This is a genomic window from Bacillus sp. UNC437CL72CviS29 (genome assembly GCF_000482345.1).
In the GTDB taxonomy this organism is placed as follows: Bacteria; Bacillota; Bacilli; order Bacillales; family Bacillaceae_G; genus Bacillus_A; species Bacillus_A arachidis.
On the sequence record NZ_AXVB01000010.1, the window covers coordinates 20,031 to 30,909 of the forward strand.

Here is a 10,879-nt window from a genome sequence, read left to right on the forward strand (position 1 = left end):
TATATAAACATAACAAAAAACAATTTCCCCTTTTATACAGGAGAAATTGTTTTTTTACACTTTGCAGATTAACCTATTCTCAACTTCCGAAAAAGACGCCTATTAGAGAATAAATAATAATGGTTGAAAATAAAATCGTCATATGGAACAACGAAAAAATAAACAATGATTTTGCCCACTTCTCTGAATCCATTTTTTTATAGCCGTAAATACTTAATGCAAGCCATACAATACTTAAAAGAAGTGACACTAACATTAGACCAATGCTTAACGAACCTAAAAGAACACTGATAATAATTAAAATCATTAAATACACATTCGTTTGTATATATGTTCTTTTAATCCCTTTTACTACTGGAAGCATTGGAACATTTGCAGCTTTATACTCCTCATGTTTACGAATTGCTATCGCATAAAAATGAGGCATTTGCCAAATAATCATAATGATAAAAAGACCAATAATAGCTGGATGTGTGATATCCGGATACATAGCGGCCCAGCCGATGAGTGGCGGCATTGCTCCCGAAACACTTCCGATTTCCGTGTTATAAATTGTTCTTCTTTTGCTCCACATTGTATACGGTACGACGTACAAAAACAACCCTAAAAATCCTAATAACGCTGCTAAATATGTAGTTAGCGCAAGAAATACTAAACCAGAAATCGTCATTAATATCCCAAGCCATAACACAGCTTTAGGACTAATTTCTCCCGTTACAGTCGGTCTACTTTTAGTTCGCTCCATAATCGAATCGATATCACGATCATACAAATTGTTAAAAGCTCCTGCTGCTCCTATTATTAAAATCGAGCCAATCATAGCAAATATAATTTCCGGAATTTTTTCAAGCGGGCTCATTTTATATTTATATAAAGCCAACGTTAACCCAGCAAACATCGGGACCAAATTTGATTTAATAATCCCGGTTTTAACCGTTTGGGCTAAAATATCCGATAACTGTCGTTTCGAATTTGTTAATTCTTTTTTCCTTCCCATGACACCCTGTACTCCTTTTCATTAGACGTTTCTACAATGTATATAGTATTAATATACTCCCCGGTATATTAATACTATATGATATACATGTCAAGAAAAAGAGAATATACCGCACACTGGTGACGGTTAATCTATGAGAATGCGAAAACCCTGAAATAAACACAACTAAAAAGAGATTTATACAGTAAAAACATATTCTAAAGCAGAGTGAAAGACCTCATTCAGAATATATTTTTTATAATCAAACTTTTTAAAAGCTGTTTCATACTCTCGCTACTTATCACGCTTTAACTCAATCGTTCCTGTCATAGACTGCACTATTAACTTTGTATCATTCTCTTTTCCAGTTCCTATACGACCTTTTACTTTATGATTGTCTCCTTTTTCAGCAGTTGAGAGTGAAAATTCATTTTTTATTTGACCCGCACGCGTCGACAGGTCAATCTCTAGATTTTCCGGCTCTTTCTTAAAGTCAATATTTATATTAGATGATTCGGTTTTTATTTTACTTTCATTTTTTAAATTTGAAGCACCGGATACATTCACCACTCCCGTATCGTTTTGAATATCAAACTTTCTCCTTCTACTCCCCTTAACGTAATCCCCCCTGATTTAGAAACGCCTTTTATATTGCCACCTTTATAATTTTTTATTGTTATATCACTTGAATCACTATACAAATCCAATTGTTTCGATGCTATATTCTCTCCTACTACTTCTCCTGATTCTGTTTTAACATTTATTTTTTTATATGTTTTTTCAGGAAGATATACATGTACAGTAGCTGTTTTCAAGTTCAAAATAGCCGATGAATTCTCTGTGATAATCTCTAATCTCTCTCCTTCTTCTTTTACCTTTGTATCTTTCACCTCTCCTATATTAACTTTAATATTTTTGTCTGTTGTAGAATGAAGTTTAATATTTTCTCCTACTGTTTTTATATAAATTTCATTCATATTTTTCGCAGTAAATTTTTTGGATACAGACGCTTCATTCGCTTTTGTATCACAGGCTACTAAACATAGAATCATTACACTTATAAAGGAAAACATATAGATTTTCCCTTTGATCATCCTCATTCCCTCACTCCCCTTGCATACTTATTTGAATATTAACCGTAACCTTCCCACTTGCTGTAACTGTCCGGTCAGTGCGATACATAGTAATAAAACAGATAACGTACTATACAAAAACACATATGATGTTGATATTCCTAAGAAATCTACATAGGGGAGATGATTTACTGGTCCTACATACCATAAAATTACATACAATACTTCAAACAGTTTACGTGTCCTAGCCCATATCCCAAGTGCCAATGCTACTGTTGGAATGAATACTATACCGATAAGCCAAGAAAGCAAAAATGAAATATCTTCAATTAATATTAACTGAATGATAATACCACTAGAGATGATAAACCCTACTATAACCCCTGAAATCCACGTCGCAAAAAACTTATACAAAGGAGAACAACTTGAATAAATAATTTGATTTGTCCTATAAAACCATTCTCTAGTTGCCATTTGTGACCAAATTGCAATTGGCCAAATTATAATAATAGGTAGCCATCCTTTTGATATATCTACCGGACATATCAATCCAAACGCTATAAGCCCAATCGCAATTACATACCACCAAATCGAAAAGCCTTTTAACATAATCGATAGCTCCGCTTTAATTAAACGAAACATACTAATGTTCTTTGTTTTCATTATAGAAGTGAATGTAAAAGAATTATGATTTTGTTCATTCATAGCGATCGTTTCCTTATTCTCCTCAAACTCGCTTACCTTTCCCTTCACTTCAGTAAATGTACAGAATCTATTAAACACAAAGGACGTTAGCCAAATTAATAACATCGCTATTCCAATCCAAACTAAACTTGTTACAAGTATTTCTACATCCCAAGTCAATCCATCCCAGTGAAATATTTTAATCTTTCCCTCTACTGGGTTATACCCAAATCCTCCACCATTTGTTCCTCTTAAAAATTCATATTCTCTCATTGCATCATGTATCATATCAGAACGAATGATTCCTAAACCAAATACATCTAAATAACGATTCGGCATTTCAAACGACATAATCGCTAATAACACCCACAAGAAAAAGAACACAATATTACCTACTACGCCTTTTAAACCAGGAAACACATCAAAAAAGGTTGTGAATGCCGCTAGAAGCAATAACGAAGGAAATACAATATAAAAGAGTGGATATAAATAACCACCTAATTGAAACAAAAGATCTTCCCCACGTATAAATTGCATTACCATAAAAGCAATGATAAATACCATCTCAATGGCCACTAAAACAATAAAATTAGAAATCGTTTTTCTAAAAATATATTGGAATTTGCTTATAGGTGAAGCTGCAATCAATTGCCCTACTCCTAACTGTTGATCGTCTGAAATTTGGCTTCTTAACATATAAAAACCAAGCAGCCAAATAAATAAAGTAGAAGTCATTGCTCCCATACCGCCAAGCCAATTTGAATTATATATCCCCCTCACTCCACCAAGATAAAATATTTCATAGCCTGCTGAAGCTGCCGGCACACAAGTATACCCAAAAAAAATCGTTAATCCAATTACAATTAAAAATGGATAACTTCTCATTTGTCTAATTAAATTGTTTTTAATGAAATAAAATAGATTATATACATTGTTCAATTTTATGCCCTCCTTTCGAAGAAACATAATATAAGTAAGCATCTTCAAGAGAGGATGCGATTATATGTGCTTTAGCACTAGGGGCATTGCTGGAAACGATGCGCGCATGAATTCCATCACTCCGGTGAATTGCGCTGCTTACTATATATTTCTTTTGAACATTATGTAACTCGGAAGCTGGTATAACCCATTCCCATACTTTCCCCTCCACATGCTTTAATAGCTGTTCAGGACGCATATGGGCTAATATATTCCCTTTTGATAATAAAGCTATATCACTCGCAATCGATTCAATATCCGTTACAATATGCGTCGATAAAATAACGATTCTATCCGTAGAAAGAGTAGATAATAAATTTCTAAACCGAATTCGTTCTTCAGGATCCAATCCAACTGTCGGCTCATCTACAATCAATAATTTCGGATCATTTAATAACGCCTGTGCAATTCCAACCCTTTGCCGCATTCCACCTGAATAGCCGCCTAATAGTCGTTTCCGGTCATTCATTAAGTTCAGCGCTTCAAGCAGTTCATTGATACGCTTTTTTGAAGAGCTCATTGATAAACCTTTCATCGCTGCTATATACTCTAAAAACTCGATTGCGTTCATATTTGGATATACACCAAATTCTTGTGGTAAATATCCGAGTTGTGAACGTAACAATTTCGGTTTCTTTTGAATATTTTCCCCATCCCATATCACACTGCCATTCGTCGGTTGTTCAATTGTTGCTAAAATCCGCATAAGTGTAGACTTCCCCGCACCGTTTGGTCCTAAAAGTCCTAATACCCCAGGCTTTAAATGTAAACTACAATCATTCAACGCTACTTCCCCACCGTATTTCTTTGTTACGTGATCAATTATTAACTCCATCACATTCCCTCCTCATCTTATAAAGTGAAACTTTAATAAGTGATTTTTTCTTCATCCCTCACTTATTATCAACTCCCACCAATCGGGCTTTTACAGGTAGTAGATCTCCTCCTTGCGATAGGAGTATTACTGCCCGCGAATAGCAAAATAAATCAAGTGCAATTTTTCATCACTTGCGTTTTCTTTTTTATTGTAGGTAGTGAATGTAAAATCTAAGTAAAATCCAGAGAAAATTAGTTTAAAATATAAACTAGTAAATATAATTTCTAAAGCTCAATTTATACATGCTCATAAAAAAAGATTCCGAAACAGATTATATGTAAATCCGTTTCAGAATCTTTTCTGAAAAGAGGCGGTGAAATCGAATTTTGCTAGCCTCATCTTCTATCCTTTAGTAAAAAACATAATTTCTTCTCTTTTATCTTTTCTCAAACACAATCAAACATGTACTATTTGGCAATGCTGTTTGTTCACCGTGTTCATCATACAATGTAACTTTTTGCGATAGGTGTTCTATATAACCTTCTAAAAGATACTGCTTGGCCTCAATTACTTTTACATTCTCTGAACCTACAACGCTCTCTACAAAATCAATATATTCTTGAAGTGTAAATACACCAAATTGTTCTTGTACCTCATGTGGATATGCTTCTTCTCCCCACGTATACGTATATAAAAATTCCATTGCATCATTAACTGGCATCCTTACTCGATCCACACCTAATATATTGGCCTTAATTTCTCGTCCTTTAAAATCACGTTGATAGTTTTTTAAAAAAGGCATAGCCGTTTCATCATGAAATTGCAATTCACACCATTCTTCACTTTCTGTTTTTACTCCATCACGAATAATCCAACGTCCACCAGGGGTCAATATTTGAAATACACTCTTCACTAAACGTTCCATTGTTGCAACATTAAACTTCTTACCTTCTGTTTCTCCATAAGAAAAGATCTCGTGATTCACTGAGCCACAATGAACTGTAGAAATGCTTTCTGGATGAAATGTATCAGTAAGGTGTAAAGCATCGCCTAGTGTAACTTCCCAGTCGTAGCCTTTTTCGTATTTATCATTTGTTAACTTTTCAATTACATTTCGTGACAAATCTACACCAATAACCGATTTATTCGGATAAACTTCTTTAAATTTATTCATCATTGCGCCCCCACCGGGACCAATTTCTACTATTATATCTCCTACTACATATGGAAGAACCGTGACTTTATCATCTACACTCCCATTCATATGTGAAAGATATTCGTCCTCATTTTCCAACCGATCAAACGCATCACGGCGTAAACCAAATATTTCACATAACATCATAACAGCTTGCTCATAATGAACATTATTTTCTTTTTTACAAGCTAAACAAAATTCGATGAGCGTTTTTCCAACTTCACTTGTTCCAAAACCAATTGTCAATACATTTTCTATTTCCTTTAATTCAGGATACATTTCGGATTGAGGAATTTGACCCATATCTAGCAATTCTACTACGGATACGCTTCGCAATACTTTTTCGATTGCTCGTTTCGTATAAATATTTAAGTATTTTTCTCCCTCTCTCTCGTAATACAATGCATCCATAAGTGGCTGAAAACTGATATGATCTACATTGTTTTGAATGATATTTTGATAGGCTAATACAAATACTTTTACGAATTCTTCAAAGCTAAAATGAGTTAATGCTGCTTCTACATACCAAAGGTCATAATCAAATAGTACTGTGAACATTTCTTCTAACCTATCATTCATAATTGACTCATACTCTTGGATAAAATATGTATCATTAGGTGAAGCATTTGTACGTAACCGCCGAATTCGATCTTTTACACTATATTCAATCAGTTCTCCGCAAAGTATTTGTTCAATACGTTCATATACCTCTCCTTGTACTCTTTTCCATAACTTATCAGATACCCCAGTGATAATACACTCATTTAAAACGCGAAGCACTTCACGCAGTTCATCTTTTGGAATCGCTCCTTGCTGCCATAACCTTACCAATTCTTCGTGAGAAGTCATGGATACTTCACCTCGTAAAACTTGCCCTATTAATCCATGTGTACGAATAAGTGCACATGTTACATCATCATATGGAAAATATCGTCTATAAATATCCGCTGAATCTTCGTTATGTACTAAAAATGATACCCCTAACTCCTTCCACTTCTTGCGCTGCGTTACAGAACCACACTTCGATACTTCACTCCAGCACAATACAGTTTCTACACGCGCACGAATACCATATGAAACATTCATTTTTTCTAAATGCCTTAGCGTCCGTTCCACATACTCTAATACACTCCGGTAATTTCTTTCTATACTTACCGCCCCAAATTCTTCTAATAAAAACCCTAACCATATATTTGCTTCTCTCGTATATATGTTTCCATTTCGTGCTTCTTCTATTGCATATAAACTATGTAACATACTTTTCTCTCCTTTTACATTCTGTCAGAAACATCTACAAAACAAATACATATGTATCCTAATAGAATAATTAGCACATACATGTTATTTCAAATTCCAGTCTATCATACAATTAGCTGTTATTTTTTGATTATATACAGTATTCCAATTTACGAAACATAAAAAAACATCCAAAGTAAAACTCTGGGACCTAAGAGAAGATATAAGCTACATTGATTCGGTAGATATTAGGATATTAGATTTTGTGTGAATGAATCCCAAACCTTTTCAACTAATGGGTCTTTTCTTGAATAAGCAACGAACATGATTTATTCCCCCTAAGTCTATTAAAAACGAATAAATTCTTACTCTTCATGTAGAAAGAAGGCATTATTTTTCGTAAAAGATTTGTCTTTTTTCTCAATGCACTACACTACATTAAAAAAAGACGGGTCATTCTATTCAACAATCGGGCCGTATAGCGAAAGAAGGATTTTAAAATTCACATATAGAATTATTTGTTGTGAAGAAAAGGGGGGAAAGGAATTGAACCATGATTTTTATCGCACATTATTTCCTATATTAGCTACTCATACACATCTAGCTAGTTGTTCCCAAGGAGCATTGGCAAAGCCTGTTTCAAGAGCTATTGAGGAATATCAGAATAGCCTACTACTGTCAGGTAGTAATTGGAATGAAGCGATAAGTAAAGTGGCGGAGACTAGGGTGAAATTTGCTGAACTTATTGGAGCTGAAACAGATGAGGTTGCTGTATTATGTTCTGTTTCTGATGCTATTTCTGCAATTGCAACTTCCCTCCCTTATCAGCAAGAGAAAAATAAAATCGTGTTTACGGATATAGATTTTCCAACTGTCAGTCATATATGGTTTGCACAAGAACCATTTAAGGATAATATTTCGGTAATTCGTTCATCCAATGGGGAAATACCTCTGGAACAATATGAAAAAGAAATAACAACTGATACGCTTATTACATGTATTCCACATGTGAACTATTACAACGGTTATAAGCAAAACGTTAGAGAGATTGCTGATATTGTGCATAGAAAAGGCTCGCTTTTATTCGTTGATGCTTACCAATCAGCAGGACATATTCCGATTGATGTGAAAGAGATGAAGATTGATATATTAGCAACGGGAACTCGTAAATACATGTTAGGAATTCCCGGCGTAGCTTTTTTGTATATAAAAAAAGAACTGGCAGAGCAATTAAAACCAAGAGTTACTGGATGGTTTGGACAAGAACAAGCATCTTCATTTGACATTTATAACCCTGTTTCTGCAATGGGGGCTCGTCGTTTTGAAACGGGGACGCCTTCTTTTATAAGTATCTATGCAGCTTATGAGGCATTAAGATTGCTACTTGAGGTTGGGATAGGCAATATTGAAACATATTTAAAAGAGTTAACCCAATTTATCATATTTTATGGACAAGAAAAAGGATTGCATCTCATTGGACCATTATCTACTGATAATAGAACGAGTCTAATGTCTTTTCATGTTGAAAATGCATCAAAAGTAGAGGGGATGTTAAGAGACAAAAAAATTATTGTTTCTGTAAGAAAGGATGTAATAAGAATTGCCCCTCATTTCTATAACATTAAAGATGAAATAAAATACGTAATAGATGAGCTTGCAATCTTGACAAACGGGGATTAAGCAAATATTTACTCAAACAACCCTGAATTAGGGATTGTTTTGTTATTCTGCTAAAGGGTGCTATTATTGAAGAAAACTTAGATTTTCAAACGCCTTTATTGTTATATTTTTTCGTGTAGTGAAGTATCTTACATCAAGATTAAACAACTATATTTTTAACCCCGTCCTAAATTTAGAACGGGGTTATGCTTGTTTGAGCTTTTAAAATTAACTAACTGTATTGTCATTTTACATTATAAATCGTCATGTTTAAAAAATAATTCAATTCATTCCTGATTAAAATAAATGAATGTTTTCCTTCTTACACGCTTCACGCATGTCATCAGGCCATACAGAAGTTTGAACTTCACCAATATGCGCTTTACGTAAGAAGTACATGCACATTCTTGATTGTCCAATGCCACCACCAATTGTAAGCGGTAGTACGTCTTCTAAAATTCCTTTATGGAAATCGTACTCACGTTTGAAATCTTCACCTGTCTTCGTTAACTGTTCATCAAGTGATTTACTATCAACGCGGATTCCCATTGATGATAATTCAAATGAAGATTGCAGTACCGGATGCCAGAATAAGATGTCTCCGTTTAATTTCCAATCATCATAATCAGCTGCGCGTCCATCATGTTTTTCACCAGATCGAAGTGCATCACCAATTCCAATGATGAAGACTGCACCGTGTTCTTTCGCAATCGCATGCTCACGATCTTTCGGTGTTAACTCTGGATATTTATCTTCTAATTCTTGAGACGTAACAAATACGATATCTTCTGGTAAATACTTCCCAAGGAACGGGTATTTTTCAAATAAATAATCTTCTAAATCTTTGAATATTCCATAAATTGTTTGTACTGTTTCTTGTAAGTAATCTACTGTACGCCATTCTTTTTGAATGATTTTTTCCCAATCCCATTGGTCAACGTAAATCGAATGTGTTGCATCAAGTTCCTCATCACGGCGAATCGCGTTCATATTTGTATATAAACCTTCACCAGCTTCATAACCATATTCATGCAGTGCAGATCGTTTCCATTTCGCTAGTGAATGAACAATTTCTAATTCTTCTCCTGAGTGAAGCATGTCAAATTCAATTGGACGTTCTACACCGTTTAGGTGATCGTTTAAACCTGATTTTTTCGTTACAAATAATGGTGCAGATACGCGGAATAGTCCAAGACGTTTTGCTAATTGATCCTCAAAAAATGTTTTAACTTCCTTGATTGCGATTTGTGTCTCTCTTACTGTCATTAATGATTGATACATGCCCTTTTCCTCCTAAAATGTTTGGATGTAGTGAAAAGAAGCCAACAAAAAAAGCCCTTCTTTCCCAAAAAACTGGGACGAAAGGCTTTGGTTCCGCGGTACCACCCAAATTAGCAACAGAGGTTGCTCACTTATTCAGTACGGAGATTAGAGAAATCTCGATACTGTTCTTCTTGTAACGGCGAAGTTCCCGGCTAAGTCTAATTTCCTCTAAAGGATTTCGGTTAGCGACTCCAGGAGGTTCTTCATAACAGGCTTCGTATCAGGCTCACACCACCCCTGACTCGCTTTGACTACGTCCTACTACTACTCGTCCTTTCACAGTCATTTTGTTGTCACATCTCTGAAACATTTTATTAATGATTATTCTATACAAAAAAACGAGAAAGTCAACAAAAATTTTAAAATATTTTTCAATTCTTTATTTTATTTCTTTATCGATTCTTTAAAACTTTATGAGAGTTATCGCTTCTTTTGTGGCTTCAATCTAAAAAATGATTTACTTAATGTAACCATCATGTATATAACTAGAAGTGTGATCGTCCGAAAAACAGAATCCATTGTATTTCTCATCATTTTCTTTTCCTTTGTAATTCTTTTCATATGTATAACGTTCTACAATACAAAGAAATCTATGCAAATTTCGATAATGATTTCATAATACATCAAATTACCGCCGATTTTATGATATACTATATCATTCAGTTGTTTGTTCTGATCTATAACGAATAGGAACAAACATAGTCATAGATCGAGATTATATTTCAAAGACATTGACTGCTATCAAAGTAGATTTTTTATAGAATAGTAACGGAGTGATAATATGAGTAAAACGAAAGCAAAAGCTAAGAAAGGTACCGGTCAAGGAACAGGAAGTAAGGGCTGGAACCGTTGGCAATCTAGCGCTAAGAAAAAGAAAAATGCGAAACCTTATAAAAGTAAAGGTACAAAAAAATAAAGTGAAACTTTAATCAATGAGG

General features: G+C 34.4%; 7 protein-coding genes, 1 pseudogene and 1 other annotated feature. Of the genes and pseudogenes, 2 read left to right on the plus strand and 6 right to left on the minus strand.

The window, feature by feature from the left end:
- Positions 1–79: 79 nt before the first annotated feature.
- From cyoE to M014_RS0110600, 5 genes and pseudogenes are all read right to left on the minus strand, one after another.
- A complete protein-coding gene (cyoE, locus tag M014_RS0110580) occupies positions 80–997 on the minus strand; it encodes a heme o synthase (RefSeq protein WP_026591701.1) in 918 nt (305 codons plus the stop codon).
- 273 nt (positions 998–1,270) lie between these two features.
- Positions 1,271–2,076, minus strand: a pseudogene (locus M014_RS30460) (DUF4097 family beta strand repeat-containing protein).
- Between the two features lie 21 nt (positions 2,077–2,097).
- Positions 2,098–3,618 (minus strand): hypothetical protein, encoded by a 1,521-nt coding sequence (locus M014_RS0110590; protein ID WP_051588573.1) that lies wholly within the window; start codon positions 3,616–3,618, stop codon positions 2,098–2,100.
- Between the two features lie 37 nt (positions 3,619–3,655).
- A complete protein-coding gene (locus M014_RS0110595) occupies positions 3,656–4,546 on the minus strand; it encodes an ABC transporter ATP-binding protein (protein WP_026591703.1) in 891 nt (296 codons plus the stop codon).
- Positions 4,547–4,964: 418 nt separating this feature from the next.
- On the minus strand, positions 4,965–6,980 hold the full coding sequence (locus tag M014_RS0110600) for a class I SAM-dependent methyltransferase (RefSeq protein ID WP_026591704.1): 2,016 nt from the start codon (positions 6,978–6,980) through the stop codon (positions 4,965–4,967).
- Positions 6,981–7,505: 525 nt separating this feature from the next.
- Between M014_RS0110600 and M014_RS0110605 the strand changes: the two genes are divergently transcribed.
- A complete protein-coding gene (locus M014_RS0110605; RefSeq protein WP_026591705.1) occupies positions 7,506–8,639 on the plus strand; it encodes an aminotransferase class V-fold PLP-dependent enzyme in 1,134 nt (377 codons plus the stop codon).
- Between the two features lie 276 nt (positions 8,640–8,915).
- Here the strand turns inward: M014_RS0110605 and asnA are convergent, their stop codons facing one another.
- Complete coding sequence (gene asnA, locus M014_RS0110610) at positions 8,916–9,899, minus strand: aspartate--ammonia ligase (RefSeq protein ID WP_026591706.1); 984 nt, start codon at positions 9,897–9,899, stop codon at positions 8,916–8,918.
- 70 nt (positions 9,900–9,969) lie between these two features.
- Positions 9,970–10,230, minus strand: a binding site (T-box leader).
- Between the two features lie 492 nt (positions 10,231–10,722).
- Here asnA and M014_RS28220 point away from each other — a divergent pair.
- Positions 10,723–10,857, plus strand: coding sequence for a DUF3934 family protein (locus M014_RS28220; protein WP_017152329.1), 135 nt, complete (start codon positions 10,723–10,725; stop codon positions 10,855–10,857).
- The last annotated feature ends 22 nt before the right edge of the window (positions 10,858–10,879 follow it).